This window comes from Micromonospora sp. NPDC049230 (assembly GCF_040647875.1).
Taxonomy (GTDB): Bacteria; Actinomycetota; Actinomycetes; order Mycobacteriales; family Micromonosporaceae; genus Micromonospora.
The window spans coordinates 12,737-31,314 of sequence record NZ_JBEZCZ010000042.1 but is presented as its reverse complement, the minus strand read 5'-3'; the positions used below and the strand labels follow the sequence as shown (position 1 = coordinate 31,314).

Here is an 18,578-nt window from a genome sequence, read left to right as displayed (position 1 = left end):
GAGGACACGGTGCAGGAAAACGTACGGACCGGGCGATGTGTGGTCGCTGTGGATGGGCCGTCCGGTTCGGGTAAGTCCACAGTGTCGCGGCGCCTCGCCGTCGTCATGGGAGCGCGCTACCTGGACACCGGGGCGATGTACCGGGCGATCACGTGGGCGGTGCTGCGCTCCGGCGTGGACCTCACCGACGCCGCGTCGGTGACGAAGGTCGCCAGCGAGGTCAAGCTGCACATCGGCACCCACCCGCAGGGGTATGCCGTGACCGTCGACGGCGTGGGCGTGGACGCGGATATCCGGGGCCCGGAGGTGACCGGCGCGGTTTCCGCCGTCGCCGCGGTGCCGGCGGTCCGCGAGCTGATGGTCGCCCGGCAACGCGAGATGATCGCCAACGCGGGCCGGATGGTCGTCGAGGGTCGTGACATCGGCTCGGTCGTCGCGCCGGACGCGGACCTGAAGGTCTTCCTGACGGCCTCCGAGGCGGCCCGCGCGGCCCGACGCAGCGCCGAGGACGCCGCCGACGTGGCGGCCACCGCCGCCGACCTGGCGCGCCGGGACCGTCTCGACTCGACCCGCAAGGTCAACCCACTGGCGCAGGCACCGGACGCGGTGGTGCTGGACACCACGGAGCTGGGCATCGACGAGGTCGTGGCGCGGCTGCGCGACCTGCTCACCGAGCGGGGTGTCGCATGAGTGAGTTCGGCGCGGTTGTGTCTCATGGCGGTCCGGAGCGAAGCGGAGGAGCGGCATGAGTAGCGATGGTGGTGGGTGGGTCGAGCTGCGGGAGCCCGACGTCGCCGTCGAGGAGCCGAGCGGACCCCAGCCGGTGGTGGCCGTGGTCGGCCGCCCCAACGTGGGTAAGTCCACGCTCGTCAACCGGATCATCGGCCGGCGGCAGGCGGTCGTCGAGGACGTTCCCGGTGTGACCCGGGACCGGGTGCCGTACGACGCGCAGTGGAACGGCCGCGCGTTCACCGTGGTGGACACCGGCGGTTGGGAACCGGACGCGAAGGACCGGGCCGCGGCCATCGCGGCGCAGGCCGAGACGGCGGTCGTCACCGCCGACGTGGTCCTGTTCGTGGTCGACGCGATGGTGGGCTCCACCGACGTCGACGAGGCAGCGGTGAAGATGCTGCGGCGCAGCGCCAAGCCGGTGATCCTGGTGGCCAACAAGGCCGACAACACCTCCATCGAGATGGAGGCGACCTCGCTCTGGTCGCTCGGTCTCGGTGAACCGTTCCCGGTCTCCGCGCTGCACGGACGCGGCTCCGGCGACCTGCTGGACGCCATCCTCGCCGCGTTGCCGGAAGCGCCGTCGATCGTCGAGAACCGGCCGCGCGGACCCCGGCGGGTGGCGCTGGTCGGGCGGCCGAACGTGGGCAAGTCCAGCCTGCTCAACCGCTTCTCCGGTGAGGATCGGGCGGTTGTCGACTCGGTGGCGGGCACCACTGTGGACCCGGTGGACAGCCTGGTCGAGATCGGTGGTCAGACCTGGCAACTCGTCGACACGGCGGGTCTGCGCAAGCGGGTCGGCAAGGCCAGCGGCACCGAGTACTACGCCAGCCTGCGCACCGCCGGTGCCATCGAGGCCGCCGAGGTGGCCGTGGTGCTGCTGGATTCCAGCGAGCCGATCAGCGAGCAGGACCAGCGGATCCTGTCGATGGTCACCGAGGCCGGCCGGGCGATGGTCATCGCGTTCAACAAGTGGGACCTGGTCGACGCCGACCGTCGCTACTACCTGGACAAGGAGATCGACCGGGAGTTGCGCCGCATCCCCTGGGCGATCCGGCTGAACCTGTCGGCGATGACCGGTCGTGCCGTGGACAAGCTGGCCCCGGCCCTGAACAAGGCACTGGCCAGCTGGGAGACCCGGATCCCGACCGCGCAGCTCAACCAGTGGTTGACCGCGCTGGTGCAGGCCACCCCGCACCCGGTGCGCGGCGGTCGCGCGCCGCGGATCCTGTTCGCGACGCAGGCCGGAGTGGCGCCGCCACGGTTCGTGCTGTTCACCACCGGCCCGCTCGACGCGGGATACCAGCGCTTCGTCGAGCGCAAGCTCCGTGAGGAGTTTGGGTACGAGGGCAGCCCGATCGAAATCTCGGTCCGCCCCCGCAAGAAGCTCGGCCCCGGCGGTCGAGGCAAGGCACACGGCTAACCTGATCGCCAGAATGCCGGATGGGCTCTCACGGTGGCCCATCCGGCATTTCCCTACCCCACCCTCCTAGGACGCTTTAGGGGTTGTGCGGTGGGGGGTTCGGTGACGTCACGACGCAGGTGGGGCCTGTGCGGACGAGCCGGAGCCGCTGCGCTAAGCTGTACCGGCTGCCGCGGGGGAAACCGCGCGGGGGCGGGACGTGGCGCAGCTTGGTAGCGCACTTGACTGGGGGTCAAGGGGTCGTCGGTTCGAATCCGGCCGTCCCGACAGCGAGAGGGTTTCCGCAGGTCAGTGACTTGCGGGAGCCCTCTTTGTATTGGTCTGGCGCAATGCATCGCCGTGTGAGTCGCTGCTGGAACCCTTGACTCAGGCAGTTTCGCGAGCCGATCTTGGTTGCCTCCGCGGTCAATCGCCTGGTAGGCGTACTGCACCGGCGTAGTTTTGGTCGCTGCTGGACCTCTTAACGGCAGGCGATTTCGGGACATGCCGCTGAGCAGCAATGATCGCCGTCGGACGTGTGGTGGACGGCCTGACGCGGATGAACCTCGGAGACGCCGCCGCGAAGACGGAACGCTCCGTGCTCGTGGTGAGCGTCAACGACGGCTACGCGATCGTCGCCTCGACCGGCTATCCACCCAGGATGGAGAGCATGGCCCCGAGCGGGCTGGCTGTCGGCCGGATCTGCCAGCTCAGGTCCCGGGGGATGCGACTCAGTCCTTTCCAGTGGATCGGCAGGGTGGTCTCGGCGAACCGTCGGACGCCCCCGGTCGCGGAGTACTGCGTCGACCCCTAGCCATTGGCCTGCTGCACCGGGGATGGTGTGGAGGAACACGCCGCAGACGGTGAGGGCTTCGGCGAAGGCGGCGTACCGGTCGCTGCGGAGCGTCCATCCGCGTTAGACCGCGACGCCGCCGGCCGGCACGTGCGACGGCGCGGCGCGGATCGTCGCGGCTCAACGCGTCGTGGTTGACCACCGCGACGTTGAGCCCGACTTCGCGGGCGGGGTGGGCTCCGGGCGCGAAGTGGTCGTCGGGCAGACGCGGCCGTAGAGGGTCCGCGGGCACCATGAGCATCATCCGGGCATCGTGCTGGAGGGACGACGATCGGCTCCACCCGATATTCTGATCGGTTAGGTGGCTCTGTTGCTGCTCTCAGTAGCTGCCGGTCGCCGTGAGGGAGTGGCACAGCTCCTTCGACGAGTGCCGCCGGGCGCTGGGGTAGGGCTTGCCGCAGCTATTCGCCTGGCAGGGCGGCGCCGTCGGATCGCGAGTCAGTGAACAGGTCTGCCGGCCGGCCCGCTCCACCGGGTGGAAGCCCCCGTTGCCTGACGGGCCTGGAAGCACCGAACCACCGAGGCGCGGAAGACCGAGGGCGGTGCCCACGGCCCCCGCGAGTACTGGTGGGCGCGGGTGCCGGTGCGTATCTGCTGGCAACCGGGCCGGGGGCATTGGCTGCTCGCCCGCCGGAGCATGACGACCGGGGAGATCGCGTACTACGTCTGTTACGGGCCCCGCCGCACCCGCCTGCTCGACCTGGCCCGCATCGCGGGAGCACGGTGGGCGATCGAGGAATGCTTCCAGCAGGCCAAGAACGAAGCCGGTCTCGACGAGTACCAGGTCCGCGACTGGCGAGCCTGGTACGCCCACATCACCCTGTCCATGGCCGCGCATGCCTGGCTGTCCGTGGCGCGATCCCTTACCGCAAAGGGGATCCAGCACCGGCGACGACATGATGATCGGCTACACCGTACCGGAGATCCGAAGACTGCTCACCGCACTCATAGTGCGATCAACCCACCCACCCGAGCACGTCTGGGCCTGGTCCCGCTGGCGCCGACGACGCCAACACCAAGCCAGAAACTGCCACTACCGACGACACGGCTACCCCTGACCAACTGCCGTTGCAGTACTTAGGCCCTGAACAGAACTACTGAAGCCGACTTTCAATTCATGGACGAGGCAGCTGTCACCGGTCGCGTGGAACCCTTGGGTTGCGGGTGCCCGGGGCCCGGGCATGGGTGTGCTGGCGTGCCGTGGTGGTTGGTGGAGGCCGAGCGCGTCGGCGATCACTGGGGCGGGTGCTTGGAGCACGAGCTGACGTAGCGCGGAGACGCGGGCTTCGATGAGCGGGAAGTTGAGCTCGCGGAGCCATCGGTACAGGGTTCCGTGGGCGGCTGGCTGCCAGGGAACAGCCACCGGTCGGCGCGGCTGCCCTCGTCGGCGCCCAGCTGCTCGAGTAGTTGCGCGACCGGCAGTGGTAGCGGGCTCGGCGGGTCACCCAGGAGTAGGTGCGGCTCGCCATCGACGTCGAGCAGCCGTCGCGGGTGAGCCGGTGGATGCGGCTCAGGGGTTGGGCGTAGGGCAGCAGGACGGCCGCGGTGCGGGGGAGGAGGCTTGACGTGAGGTCTTCGTGGGTTCAATTCCCCTGGTCCCTCAGGAGCAGGTGGCCCCGTAAACGGAGGTGGCAGCGTGCGGGACAAAATTTCGAGTAAGCCCGCATGCCGACCAACATCGCAGCTAACCGCAGCGAGCCTCGGTATCTTTACACCTTACGGAGGTGTCCACTGAGTGGCGCAGAGCCTGTCGGTGGTGAACGTGCTCTGGTGTAAGGCGTGGAGGGTTATTTACGACGCACAGGGGCCGTCAGGTGAGATCTTCTGGGGTCCGCCTGCGGATGCGGTGACGACTCCACGAAGCTTCCTTCACCCTCGCCTGTGCCATCACCTGCTGGCGCAGGCTTCCACATGGTTAGTCGCCGGGGAGGATTACCCGTGTGTGGTCGGGTAGCGAGGTCAGCACGCGACGCTGGCCGGTGGCCGGGTCGGCGGCGACCAGTTCGGCGGTGCCTGCGGTCCATCGTTGCAGGAGGACTTCGGTGCCGGCGAGACCGATGAATTCCTCGCCCTCGCTGCCCTGGGGCGTTACGAGGTCGATGCGGCCGGCTGGTTTGCCGGACCGCAGGTCGACCCCGACCAGCGTCATGGAGGGCTGCGCCGGCGCTCCCGCTGGCTGGCTGGTCGGGACTTCTTCTTGGGGTGCGACGAGAGCCCATGCGGTCGCTGGATCGCCTCCACCGCGTACGAGCGGAACGAGTCCGTTGCGGATGTCGCCGGTAGCTACCTGGTGGGTGGTGGGGATCGACACCGAGCGGGCGTTGCGGCCGTCGATGTCTTGGATGGCGATGGTGACCTGGCGGCGCGGCTGGAGGTTCGGGCCGAGGTCGAACTCTGCGGTGGCCAGTTCCCGCCCGTCGAGGAATGCCAGCATTTGGCGGGCCGGCATCGCCGGTAAAGTCAGCGGGCGCAGTTCTCCGGTGGGCAGGGTGAACGTTGTGAACGCTTCGCTGGCGCCGGTGGTTTGTCCGAGCAGCAGTGCCCGTCCGTCGGAGGACCACTGCCGCACCTCGTACCCGGGCGGGACGGCTCGCTCGGTGGTTCCGGTGAGGTCGCGGATCCACCACTGCCCGTCTCGGCGCTGGGCCAACCACCGCCCGTCCGCGGAGAGCGCCCGACTGAACTCGCCCATGGTGACCAGTCCGACGCTGAATTGTTCACCGGATGCGGTCACCAGGTAGATCGGCAATCGAGGCAAGCCGCCGGTTGCGCTGTTGACGTTGCCGAGGTCGTTGATGTGGTAGAGCAGGGCTCCACGTCCTACGGCCCGGTCGGTGGGCAGGGTGGTCGGGGCGGCCGGCGGCATCAGCCGGCGCGGCAGCTTGGCCAGGAGTTCCCGTGCAGAGGCCGGTGCGACGGCGTCGGCGGATGCCGGTGATCGGGTGGCGTTCGCTCGCCAGAGCGTCACTCCGGCGGCCCCGCTGATCAGCAGTCCTGCCAGCGCGGCCGCGATCCATCTGCCGCGTCGGCGTGGTCCGGGCGGCGTAACGGGTTCCGGTCCCGGTGCCGTGGATTCCATTGTCGCGCCCCCGATCTGGGCGTCCCGCCCGCGCACAGCACACGGGAGAAGTGCCGGAGGGTCAACGGCCCAGTCGGACCCGACTCCCAATCGTGATCTTGGCCGCGTCGCCGTGCACCGTGACTACCTCGCAGTGCCGGGCGGCGGACGCCGCCGCTCCTGCACGAAGCCGATGCGACAGCCGGGAATCACGGTCGGCGCGACACGGAGCGCGTCAGCCAGTGGTCGGGAGCTGCGGCAGCACAGCGCACTGCGAGCCTTCTTCGACGCCAGCCTGAGGGTCATCGTGGGCGTGCGGGATCGGCCGTTGGGAGACGTCGAATCCATAGGCAATGCCCGTGACGTGGTTGTTCGGCCGGGCGCATCTTCGACGCTCCAACAGGGAGCCTCCCGGTAAGAGCGTCGTCCGCCCGCTTGATCCTCGCCGGGCCTGTGCAGCACGCGCTGGGTAGATCGTCGTCCAAGGGCACGTCCCTGGGCGGCCGTGGCCAGTACGGGCGCGGTGGCGGGTGGGGTGCCTGGCGTGGTCCGACTTGGCGGTCAGGGCCAGGCGATGAGGGTTCCTCGCGAGGGTGTTGAGGCGGCGAGGAGCGTGTTCGCGGTCGACTACGACAATAGGCAGCCAGTCAGCCGATGAAGGGCTTAAACGATCTTTGGGATCTTCACCGACCGAGCGGACCCTCGCTCATGCTGCTGTGGCTTAGGTCACTTCGATTCCCATGTTGATCACCGTGGGTGATGGGGTCAGCCCACAGCCACAATCCAATCGATGTGAATGCATCTGCGGTGGTGTCGGGTGCTACGGCTTGGTGAGTGCCGGCTGTATGGGGGCTGTGCAACCAACCGGGGGCTGGCTATGGTCCGGCCCACTGTTTCCTGATCGATTGGGTGTGACGTGGACCGTCGGTGGCGTCGTGGGCTGGCTGTGTGGGTGGCGGCGTTGACGACCGCGACTGCGGTTGCGGTGCCCGATCCGGGTCGTGCTGCCGCCGCCCCGGCATGCGCGGGGGTGGCCGGCTCTGACGCAGAAGCCTTGGCGCTGGCCACGTCGTGTGGCCAGCCGGTGGTGGTGGACAGCTCGCGAACAGAGCTCGCTCAGGTGACGGCGCAGCCGGATGGAAGACTTCGGTTTGAGGCCTCAGTTGTTCCGCAGCGCACCCGCAAGGCGGGTGCGTGGAAGGATGTTGATCTAGGTCTCGCCCGTGGAGGGGATGGCTCCTGGCGGCCGTCGGCTGCCGTCGCCGATGTGGCATTTTCCGGTGGCGGCGCTGCGCCGCTGGTGACGCTTCGCCGTGATGGCAAGACGATGACCTTGTCGTGGCCGGGTGGCGCCCTGCCGACGCCGAGCGTGTCGGGCGACTCGGCGACCTACCCCGAGGTGTTGGCGGGTGTGGATCTGGTGGTGCGGGCCACGGCGACCGGGTTCACCCACGCGTTGGTCATCAAGTCGGCTGCGGCTGCGGCGAACCCGGCGCTGCGCGAGATTCGGTTCCGGCTCGGTGGCGACCCGCAGGTGCGTCTCGGTCCGGACGGGCGGCTGCAGGCTGCGGTCGGTCGGAGCGTGTTCGCCTCGTCGGAGCCGGCGGTCATGTGGGACTCGCGTGTCGATGCTGGAGCGCGAAGGTCGGCGCCGTCGAGTATGCCGGAGCAGCGCTCGGTCTCGACGGCTGAGGTTGCCGGTGACGCAGCGCAGGTCGCGCCCGTCGCGGTCGAGTTGTCGGGCGGGAATCTGGTGTTGCGCCCAGACGAGGAGTTGTTGGGATCGCCGAGCGCGGTGTTCCCGATGTTCGTCGATCCGGCGTGGTCGGTCTACAAGGCCAAGTGGGCGTACGCCACCGACAACAGCTCGACGAACACGGACATCTCCGTCGCGCGGGTTGGGCTGAACTCGGAAACGGGCGCGTTGTATCGGTCGTTTTTCGAGTTCTCGACGACCGCGAACGGTGTGTCGCTCAAGGGGAAGCACATCGAGTCGGCGTACGTGCAGATGAAGCTGGATCACTCCTGGTCCTGTGACAACACCGTCACCTCGATGTACCTGACGCCGTCGATCAACGCGACGATGAAGGCCACCTGGTCAAAAATGGCGTTGAAGAGCTTCCTGGATGACGCGTCGGGTCACGCGAACGAGACCGGGGGTTGCGGACCCAACCAGCCCGACATGATCATGAACTTTTCGGGCGCGACGGTGACGAACCAGATGCAGGCCGCCGCGACGGGCAACTGGAACTCGTTCCCGGTTGGGTTCACGGCCCGTGCCGCGGACGGGTCGGGTGAGTCGATCCAGGTTCGGTGGAAGAGGTTCCATCCGGCCGATGCCAAGCTGATCGTTGATTACGACACCAAGCCAGGCGCGCCCAATGGGCTGCAGGCTGCCGGGGTGGCCTGCCTGAGCGGGGGTATCGTGACCATCGGCACGTTGAGCCCGACCTTCTCGGCGGTGTTCCCGGACGCTGACCCGGCGGACTCGTTGACGGCGTCGTTCGAGTGGATTGAGGTGCCGGGCGGCGGTATCGGCGCCGTGACGGACACCTACCCGGCGCGTCGGTCTCCACCGCCGAACAAGGGAGGTATCAGCCCGAATTCCCGGACGACGAGCGCGGCGGTTTCTGCCAGCACGGGTAGGGCGTACGCGTTCCGCGCCAGGGGAACGGACAAGTCTCCGTACTCGTTGACCGGGCCCTGGTCGGGGTGGTGCGTGTTCGTCGTGGACACCTCGGTGCCCGCGGTGACGGCGCGGATGGTGACGGTGCCGGCGGGGCCGGGTCAAAGAGGCCGGGTTCGTATCGAGTCGCCCGACACCGACGTGACGAAGTTCCAGTACGGCTGGGACGCCGCGACGAAGGAAGTGGCGGCTCAGGGCACTAGCCCGAGGTACGCCGAAATTGATCTGACGGCGATGAGCTTCGGGCGCAACGTGCTGTTCGTGAAGGCCATCGACGCGACCTTGAACGAGGGCAACGGATCGGTGGAGTTCAGCGTCCGGCACCCGTCCGGGCCGGTCGCCAAGTGGGGCCTGGAGACGTACCCGGGCATGAGCCAGGCCGCGGCGTTGGCTGACGGCAAGCCGGAACCGGCCAACTCCCCGCTGATCCCGAGCAACGTCACCTGGTCCAATGACCTCCGGCTCGTCGGTGGGCAGACTGCCACACTCGACCGCACCGATGCGTTCCTGTCGACGTCCGCACCGGTGATCGACACGTCGAGGTCCTACAGCGTGGCGACGTGGGTGCGGCTGACCAGCGTGCCGGGGTACAACATGGCCATCGCCACCCAGAGCGGCGAGTGCACCTTCGGGTTCTTCTTCGGCATCGTTCAAAACGGCGGCCCGAGGTGGAACGTGACGACCCACAACGGCGACTGCACCGGCTCCGAATGGACCTCGCTCACGTCGCCGACCGCGATCAACGCCGCTGACGTCAATCGGTGGAGGCACGTCGCCTTCTCCTACGACGAGGCCGCCCGCACCCTGACCCTGTTCATCGACGGTGCCCCGGTGGCGTCCACAGCATGGACGGCGGCGTGGAACGCCAGAGGCCCCTTCCACGTGGGCCGCGACCGGGCCACCGGATCTGGCGTGTCAGGCAACTTCTTCAACGGATCTGTGGCCGACGTGCAGGTCTTCGACCGCGTACTCGTGGCACAGGACTTCACCGGTCAACTCGCGACCGACCCCGGATCGAGTGGCTTCAACGAGCCCGGGATTATGTCGCCGGTTCGCGTCAGCGATTGGAACTTCGATGGCGCTGTCTCTTGCTATATGCCTGACTGGAAGGACACCTGCGAGGCGCCGGACTCGATGCCGGAGCGGGGACGCTGGTTGGCGTTGACCAAGGGGTCCGAGGCGGCTGCCGGATACGGCGGTGGACAGGGTTTGTGGCTCGACCACCTGTACTTCCCGGACGACGGCCACAACGAGATCACGGAGGAGTATGGGCGCAGCGCCATCAAGCTCGCGCCGAGCACCGACGGCGACGGTAACGAGCTGAACGTGTGGCAGGAGAAGCCGGTGCTGCGCACCGATGACTCGTTCACCATGTCGGCCTGGGTGATGGCGGATGCCGAGGGCATGCGCACCGCGGTGTCCCAGCGAGGTGTGCATCAGAGTGCGGCCTGGTTGAAGTTCCAGTCCGATGTCGGCAGGTGGCAGTTCGCCGTCAGCGACGAGGACACCCCGACCACGCCCGCGACTTCTGTGCGGTCAGTGAACCCGGCCGCCACCGATGTGTGGACTCACCTGGCCGGCGTGTACGACGCGGGTCGTCACGAGATTCGCCTCTACGTCAACGGTCTGCTGGAAGGCACCCAGGCTGTCGGTTTCACGCCGATGGCGTCGAGCGGACCGCTGCTGGTGGGCCGCGCGTTGTGGAACGACCAGGTCGTGGATCAGTGGGTCGGCGGCATCGACAACGTCGCGCTATTTCAGGGCGCGATGGGTGGCAGCGCGATGTTCGACTGGTACAACTCGCAGGTTCCGGGCACCCCTGGCACGAACACCCTGCACGAGGGGGAGATCCTGACCGCTGGTCAGTATCTGCGCTCGGACGTCGGCAACTACCAGCTGTTGATGCAGGACGACGGCAACCTGGTCCTCAGTCAGGCAGGCTTCCCCATCTGGGACACCAGCACTTGGAACAATCCCGGCGCCTACGTGACCCTGCAGACCGACGGCAACCTCGTGGTCTACCGCAGCGATGGCGTAGCTCTGTCGGCGACCGACACCGCAGGTACGGCCGCGAGCCAACTGGTGGTGCGCGACAACGGTGACCTGATGCTGCTCGACCCCGTCGGAACGATCATCTGGCGCCGATGACCCCACGGTAGGGCGCCTTCTGCGCCGCCCGACTCTGCCGGGCCGTGCAGAAGCGACCGATGTCCCCCGTCTGGCAACGATCGGTCCACCCCCTGTGAATGCCCCCAGCTTTAGCGGTTGTTGGAGAGGAACAGCTCATGTCGGCACGGTCTGTGCGCGGCCTACGGCGGGTGCGCCGGAGGCATCTCGGTACGAGCGGTCGGCGGTCGACGTTGATCGGTTCACTGGTCGCGTCACTGGTGCTGTCCCTGGTGCCGTACGTGCCGGCGCAGGCAGCGGCACCTCGGCAGCCGTCGAAGCCGCCGGCGGAGAAGCTGGACCGTGACGGCGGCCCGGTGGCCAGAGGCAAAGCCTGGCAGCAGAGCAGGGTCACCCCCGCCCCCACGCCGGCGCCCAAGTGGCCTGCTCCCGCAGCCGCCCGGGTCGACCTCCCGACGGCCTCAGCCCGCACGGCCAGCAGCCGCGGCGTCCAAGCCGGCGCGCTCCCGGTCTGGGTAGACCGAGGCACCGGCACGGCAGGCGAGCCGCTCGCCCAACTCGACGTGAAGATCGTGGACCGGGCAACCCTCCCGCAGGCCTGGCGCGATGGCCTGATGATGCAGCTGACCGCCCCGCCGGGCGCCCCAACCGGGGTGGCGGAGGTATCGGTCAACTACGACTCCTTCCGACACGCGGCCGGCGGGTCCTGGGCGTCGCGCCTGCGGTTGTGGCAGGTGCCGAACTGCGCGATGAGTAACCCCACCAGCCCGAGCTGCCGGTCGGTGCCGCTGCACACCGTGAACGACACCACCGCGGGGATCGCCACCGCCGACGTGAGCGTCACATCCACGTCCGCATCGGGCTCGTTCCTGATGCTGGCCGCTGGCTCTGCCGGTTCAGATGGTGACTTCGGCGCCACGAGCCTCGCTCCCTCCTCGACGTGGTCGAGCGGCGGCAACGCCGGCGACTTCTCGTGGAACTACCCACTGCGTGTCCCGCCGGCGACTGGCCCGTCCCCGTCGGTCGCCCTGAGCTACTCGTCGTCGGCGGTCGATGGCCGGTCGGAGGTCACGAACAACCAACCGTCGTGGATCGGTGAGGGATTCGACTACTCCTCCGGCTTCATCGAGCGGCGCTACGTGCCCTGCGCCGACGACATGAAGAACGGGGCAACCAATACCACGAGGACCGGCGACCAGTGCTGGCGTTCCGACAACGCGACGATGAGCCTCAACGGTCGCGGCGGCGAGCTGATCTACCAAGCGGGTAAGGGTTGGCACTCCCGCGCGGAGGACGGCTCGAAGATCGAGAAACTGACGGGTGCGACCAACGGCGACACCGGCGACCCCACCTACGGTGACGTGGGGGAGTACTGGAAGGTGACCACCACCGACGGCACCCAGTACTTCTTCGGCATGCACAACCTGCCGGGCCAGTCGACCGGAACGGACTCCACCCTGACGGTGCCGGTGTTCGGCAACCACACCAGCGAGCCGTGCCACAAGAGCACCTTCGCCGGGTCGGACTGTGTACAGGCGTGGCGGTGGAACCTCGACTACGTCGTCGACGTGCGTGGCAACACCATGTCGCTCTGGTACGGCAAGGAGAGCAACAAGTACGCCCGTAACGTCACCGACTCCGACGACGTGACCTACGACCGGGCCGGTTACCTCAAGCGCATCGACTACGGCACGTACGACCGGACGACCGCGACGCACGGTGTCACCGAGCGCAGCACCACCCCGTACGCGCAGATCACATTCGAGACGGACATGCGTTGCTTCACCACCTGTGGCACCGAGGCCGTGCCGGTGGAGGCGAACTGGAAAGACACCCCGTGGGACCAGGAGTGCAAGGCCTCGGCCACTTCCTGCTCCCAGCAGTACTCGCCGACGTTCTGGACCGCGAAGCGGTTGAAGACCGTCACCACGCGGGTGTGGGACACCACCAGGTCAACCCCGGACTGGCAGCCGGTTGAGTCCTGGACGCTGTCGCACACGTTCTCGGCGACGGCTGACTCCACCCACGGAGGGCTGTGGCTGGACCGGATCGACCACGCGGGCCTGGTCGGCGGCACCATCAACCTGCCACCGGTGACGTTCGGTGCGGAGTCACTGGCGAATCGGGTCTTGACCGAGCACGGCGCCACGGACAACTGGCTGCGGCTGTCCAGCATCGTCACCGAGACCGGCGCGCGCATCAAGGTCGACTATTCGGAACGCGAGTGCACCGCCGCGATCGTGGCGTCCCTGGCGCCGCACGACAACGCGCGGCGCTGCTACCCGGTGAAGGTGCCGGACCCGAACGATCCGACCGGCAAGGCGCTGGTCACCGAGTGGTGGCACAAGTACCGGGTCGAGCACGTGGCCGAGGACGACGTGCAGATCCCGAAGGGGTACTCGCCGACCACACACACCTGGTACGACTACGAGGGATCCCCGGCGTGGCACTTCGACGACGATGACGGCCTGACGAGGCCAGATCGGAAGACGTGGGGGCAGTGGCGCGGCTACGCCCAGGTCAACACCCGCGTCGGTGACGACGGTAACCCGCAGACACTGACCAAGACGACGTTCCTGCGCGGCCTGCACGGCGACAGGCTCAGCCCGTCCGGCGGTACCCGCAGCGTGACCGTGTCAGCGTCGCTGGGCTCGGAAACCGTGTACGACGAGGACCAGTTCTCCGGGCAGATCCGAGAGCAGGTCGTCTACAACGGCGTCGCGACCAAACCGGTGTCGAAGACAGTGAACGTGCCGTGGCGGTCGAACCCCACCGCGAGCCGCACCATCAACGGCGACCTGGTGGAAGCACGGTTCGTCAACACCCAGGCGACCTACGCCGCCACCGCCCTGGGCGTAGACGGTTCCCGAGGGTGGCGCACCTCGCGCAGCACCAGCAAATACGACCAGACGTACGGCACGATCGACTGGTCCCAGGACGACGGCGAATTCCCGAAGACCGGCGACGAGAAGTGCACCAGCAACACCTACAACCGCAACCTGGGCAAGAACCTCACGCAGGTGCTCAAGCAGACGACCACCACTGCCTTGGCCTGCGGCACGAACCCGACCAGCGTCGATGACGTCATCTCCGACACCCGCAGCTACTACGACGGCGCGACCAGCGTCGACACGGCGCCCACCTTCGGCTCGGTAACCATGACCGAGCAACTCAAGGACTGGATCCCCGGCACCGGGACGGCATGGCAGACGATCTCCCAGGCCACCTACGACTTCGCCGGCAAGCAACGGACCTCCACCGACATCAGGGGCAACCTCACCACGACCGCGTACACCCCGGCGGTGGGCGGACCCATCACCCAGGTCACCACCACCAATCACCTGAACTGGCAGTCCAAGGTGGAGTCCAACCCCTACTGGGGCTCGACGACGAAGACCACCGACCCCAACGCGAAGATCACCTCCGAGGTGAACTACGACGCGCTCGGACGCGTCGCCAAGGTGTGGAAGCAAGGGTGGACGAGCACCGCCAACCCGAACGCGCCGTCCGCGCGTTACACCTACACCTTCGCCCCTGGGCGCGACAGCTACCCCTACGTCACGTCGCAGACCCTGAACCCGGACGGCAAGTACGTCACTTCGTTCCAGATCCTCGACGGGCTGCTGCGCCCGCGGCAGACCCAGGCACTGTCGCTGGGCGGCGGCAGCGATCGCGTTGTCACGGACACCATCTACGACGAGTACGGGCGTGAGGCGGCAAGCTACGCCGCTCATGCGGAACCCGGCGCACCCTCAGGCGTTCTCTGGTCCGAACCAGACTGGTCCCTGCCCGCTCTAACCAGGACCGTCTTCGACCAGGCGTCGCGTCCGACGAACAGCATCTACCTCGCTGGCGACGGCATCACGAACCTCGTCGAGCAATGGCGCACCGTCACCAGCCACGAGGGTGACCTGACGAAGGTCACCCCGCCGGAGGGTGGCACCCCCACCACCACGGTCACCGACGTCGAGGGCCGGACCGTCGCGTTGCGGCAACACACCACGACCTCCGGCGTCAACGGCGCCTACCTGGAAACCACCTACGCCTTCAACCGCAAGGGCCAGGCGACGACGCACACCGACTCCGCCGGCAACCAGTGGACCAACGAGTACGACGCCAAGGGCCGCCTCTGGCGAACCACCGACCCGGACAAGGGCACCACAACCAGCACCTTCAACGACGACGACACCCTGCAGAAAACCGTCGACGCCCGCGGTGAGGCCCTGTGGTACGGCTACGACCAACTGGGTCGCAAGACGCAACTTCGCGACGACTCAGCCAGCGGACGACTGCGCTCCGAGTGGAAGTACGACACCCTCTACAGCGGTCAGAGTACGGGAATCAGGGGGCAGCTGACCCAGAGCATCCGCTACGACTACGACTCAGCCGGCACCGCGAGCGCCTACAAATGGCAGGTGCGCAGCTTCGACGAGCGCTACCAACCCTTCGGCGTGAACTACGTGATTCCGCCGGTCGAGACCGGCCTCAACCAGACGTATGTTTATGTCTTCGGGTACTCCCAGTTCACCGGCGCTCCGACGTCAATGTCTTACCCGGCCGGCGGCGGCTTGGTCACCGAGCAGCTGACCACCGACTACGACACCACGACCGGCATGCCCGTCCGCTTGGACACCAGCCTGACTGGGTCCCCCATCCCCGACACCATGGCAACCGCCGCCTACACCGCCTACGGCGAGCGTAAGAGTTCGATCTACAAGGTCCCCGGAAACAGCGATTCCTTCACCCAGGACACCGTCTACCGAGAGGAATCGACCCGCCGGATCAAGCGGACGATTGTTGAGCGGTCTGGCGCCGCCGGCACCGTCTCGGATCGCAACTACTCCTACAAAGACGCCGGCAACTTCACGTCGATCGCCGACACGCCTGAGATCGGTCAGGCAGAGGTTCAGTGCTTCCGTGAGGACGCTCTGGGCCGTCTGAAGAGCGCATGGACCCCGAAGCCCGAGATTTCCTGCGACACGGATCCGATCCTCGACAACCTGGGCGGACCAGCGCCCTACTGGCAGGATTGGACCGTCAACGACACCGGCAGCCGGCTCACCGAGACCAGCCACGCCAGCAGCGGGAACACCACCCGCAGCTACGCCGTGCCCGACGGTGGCCAGAATGTCGTACGGCCACACGCCGTCACCCAAATGAGCACCGAAGCCCCCGGGCAGCCGACGGTGGCGACCAAGTACGGCTACGACGATGCGGGTAACACCACCTGCCGGCCCACCGGCGACAGCGCGAACGACTGCGCCACGGGCACCAACAGCCAAACACTGGGCTGGGACGCCGAGGGCAAGCTCGCCACCGTCAAAACCGGCAGCGAGACCATCGAGACGAACATCTACGACGTCAACGGCGTCAGGCTCATCCGCCGCGACAGCACCGGCACCACCCTGTACCTACCCGGCCAGGAAATCCGCCGCCAAGGCGGCGCCAACATCGGCACCCGCTACTACGACTTCGCCGGCGTCACCTGCGCCAGCCGCACCGCAGGCTCAGAAGTCACCGCCCTGACGTGGCTCTACAGCGACCACCAAGGCACCCAACAGATCGCCATCAACGCCGGCACCCAAAAAGTCGACATCCGCCGGCAAACCCCCTACGGCACCCCACGCGGGTCAAAGCCAACGTGGCCTAACAACAAGGGCTTCGTCGGCGGCGACAACGACCGCACAAACCTTATTAACATCGGAGCTCGCAAGTACGATCAAATGTTGGCCCGGTTCATCTCGGTTGACCCAATTATCGACTTCTCTAGTCCGCAGCAGTGGAACGGTTACTCCTATGCTAACAATAGCCCGATTACATCAAGTGATGCCAGCGGGCTCATTCCGGCAGATTGCTTAGAGTTCGACTGTTACGGCTATGACCCGCGACCGCTCGTTGCCGGCGATCTTCGCGGTGCCGGTGGATGTCATGGGGGTTGCGGCACTGAGAAGAACAAATCCTGGGGTCGGAAGAGCGGTAAGAGCTCTACGAGCGCCAAGGGGCAGAAGGGCAACATCAAGGCGCCGTTGCACTGCATAAACTGCCGCACGACCCCGGGGACCCCGGGAAGTCCGTGGAAAGAGGTGGGGTGGAGAGAGTCGGGGGTTACCAACGCTTGTCTGTGGCCGACCCCAGCTCGGAATTGCATCATGCCGGGCGAAATGCTCCTACCGCCGATCAAACCGGAAAAAGCGGCCAAAAAAGATCAAGGACACTTTGGGACGGTAAATTTCTGCGGGGGAGTTGGCGGGCAGATCGGTGCGGCCCTGTCGGTCGAGGCGTGTATCGAAGTTGATGACAAGGGCATAGGGCTCGGTGGCGGATTCAAACTCGGCGCGGGCCCAAGTGCCGGATTCGAGGCGACCGGCGGTATCAGTTATTCTAATCAACGAATCGCGGAGAAGGGAGGATGTAACCCCTACGCGCAGGTGGTGGGCGGTGAAGGTTTCGTAGCAGGAGCCACCGGAGAAACCGACTTCGACGGCAACTATCAGGTAGGCGTCTCAGGTGGTGTTGGAATTGAAGTTACCCCGATCCCGCCGTTTGCTTTCGCTGGTTCAGCTGGAATGTCTTGCTCAGATGCATTCACCGTTATCGAGTACTAAGGTGGCCTTTCAGTGGATCGTTCAGTGATGTCAGAGTTACGGAATAGTGCAAGGTGGCGGGCGACCGTACTTGGATTTCGAATCGCTCTCCTTGGCTTTCCTGTTCTCATTGGGCTGATATTGGCGGCGCGCCTTTTGGGAGCTGAATCGATTATTGTGCCGATCATCTTCGCGCTCCTGGTGATCACGGTAATCGCGCTCCTGGTCGGCTGGGTAGGCGCCCTACTCCTAAGTCGGGGGACAAGTAGTTATGTGATAACGAATTCCGGCCGGTTAGATTCCGCGCGCGCGCGAGGCCTGATGCGGATGGTGCTACACGACCTTGGAGATTTACGTAGATGGTAGAGGTTCCAACTCCCCGGTGTGGCGGCATTCGACCTAGCTCCCGGATCTCGGTGGTGAGATGCTCGATACTCCGGGCGAGGAGGCGAAGAGTCTCGGCTCTCGGCCCAGCAGTTCACACGCCCGCGCAATTCGCCCCCATGTCAGCCATATGCCGGGAGCGTGGATCTAAGGGCACCTCTCTTGTCAAGCCGCCGGCAGCAGGGAGGTCTCCGTGTCTTTGATCATGGTGCGGTAGACGACGTCGGCCGGGCATCGCTTCAGGCAGCGCATGGCTTCCTTGTAGGTTTTGCCTGCGGCTCGTTTGCGCTGGTAGTAGTCCCTGCCTGGGGTCGCTCGTTTGATCTGGGCCATGGTCATGACATGCAGCGCGTAGTTCAGTTGCCGGTCGCCGGCACGCGATAGGCGGTGGCGTTGGACGTCACCGGATGACACTTCTATCGGCGCGACACCGCAGTACGAGGCGAACGCGGACTCCGATCGGAACCTGTTGACGACTCCGGAGCGGGCGAGGATCTTCGCGGCGGTGACGTCGCCGATGCCGTGCAGATCGGTCAGGGTGGTGCCGGACGCCGCGACGGCGGCGGACAGCGTTGCTGTTGCCTCGGCGATGCGCCGATCGAGGCGGCGCACCTCGCCGAGAAGGTCCACGGCGACCTGGCGCATGGTGCGGGCCAACACGGCCCGAGGGCGGATGCTGCGCAGCGCGGCGGCGGCGTTGTCGGCGGTCAGTCCGCGGGGCAGACCGGCGGGAATGAGCTGTGCCAACAGCCCAT

Annotated in this window: 7 protein-coding genes, 1 tRNA gene and 1 pseudogene; 7 read left to right on the top strand and 2 right to left on the bottom strand. The window is 66.8% G+C overall.

Annotation, left to right across the window (positions count from 1 at the left end; genetic code table 11):
- Positions 1–9: 9 nt before the first annotated feature.
- The 5 genes and pseudogenes from cmk to AB0A95_RS27945 form a co-directional block, all read left to right on the top strand.
- Complete coding sequence (gene cmk / locus AB0A95_RS27965; RefSeq protein ID WP_357558716.1) at positions 10–690, top strand: (d)CMP kinase; 681 nt, start codon at positions 10–12, stop codon at positions 688–690.
- Positions 691–745: 55 nt separating this feature from the next.
- Positions 746–2,152 (top strand): ribosome biogenesis GTPase Der, encoded by a 1,407-nt coding sequence (gene der, locus AB0A95_RS27960; RefSeq protein ID WP_357558714.1) that lies wholly within the window; start codon positions 746–748, stop codon positions 2,150–2,152.
- Positions 2,153–2,345: 193 nt separating this feature from the next.
- Positions 2,346–2,419: transfer RNA gene (locus AB0A95_RS27955), tRNA-Pro, on the top strand.
- Between the two features lie 271 nt (positions 2,420–2,690).
- Positions 2,691–2,945: a hypothetical protein gene (locus AB0A95_RS27950; protein ID WP_357558713.1), complete on the top strand. Its 255-nt coding sequence runs from the start codon at positions 2,691–2,693 to the stop codon at positions 2,943–2,945.
- Positions 2,946–3,525: 580 nt separating this feature from the next.
- A pseudogene (locus AB0A95_RS27945) lies at positions 3,526–3,834 on the top strand (IS701 family transposase); the annotation flags it as partial.
- Between the two features lie 1,065 nt (positions 3,835–4,899).
- Here AB0A95_RS27945 and AB0A95_RS27940 read toward each other — a convergent pair.
- The gene (locus AB0A95_RS27940) at positions 4,900–5,952 is read right to left on the bottom strand and encodes a hypothetical protein (RefSeq protein WP_357558711.1); all 1,053 of its coding nucleotides are present in this window, start codon (positions 5,950–5,952) and stop codon (positions 4,900–4,902) included.
- Positions 5,953–7,003: 1,051 nt separating this feature from the next.
- Between AB0A95_RS27940 and AB0A95_RS27935 the strand changes: the two genes are divergently transcribed.
- Positions 7,004–10,876: a LamG-like jellyroll fold domain-containing protein gene (locus tag AB0A95_RS27935; RefSeq protein ID WP_357558710.1), complete on the top strand. Its 3,873-nt coding sequence runs from the start codon at positions 7,004–7,006 to the stop codon at positions 10,874–10,876.
- Between the two features lie 215 nt (positions 10,877–11,091).
- Entirely contained in the window at positions 11,092–17,460 is a 6,369-nt protein-coding gene (locus tag AB0A95_RS27930) for an RHS repeat-associated core domain-containing protein (RefSeq protein WP_357558741.1), read from the top strand.
- A 528-nt stretch (positions 17,461–17,988) separates the two neighbouring features.
- Here the strand turns inward: AB0A95_RS27930 and AB0A95_RS27925 are convergent.
- Positions 17,989–18,570 carry a transposase gene (locus AB0A95_RS27925; protein WP_357558709.1) on the bottom strand — a complete coding sequence of 194 codons (582 nt, stop codon included), beginning with the start codon at positions 18,568–18,570 and terminating at the stop codon, positions 17,989–17,991.
- Positions 18,571–18,578: the final 8 nt, after the last annotated feature.

Excerpts from the sequence above, each read along its gene's own strand:
- der (WP_357558714.1), top strand. The coding sequence starts at position 746 with ATGAGTAGCGATGGTGGTGGGTGGGTCGAGCTGCGGGAGCCCGACGTC.
- AB0A95_RS27950 (WP_357558713.1), top strand. The coding sequence starts at position 2,691 with ATGAACCTCGGAGACGCCGCCGCGAAGACGGAACGCTCCGTGCTCGTG.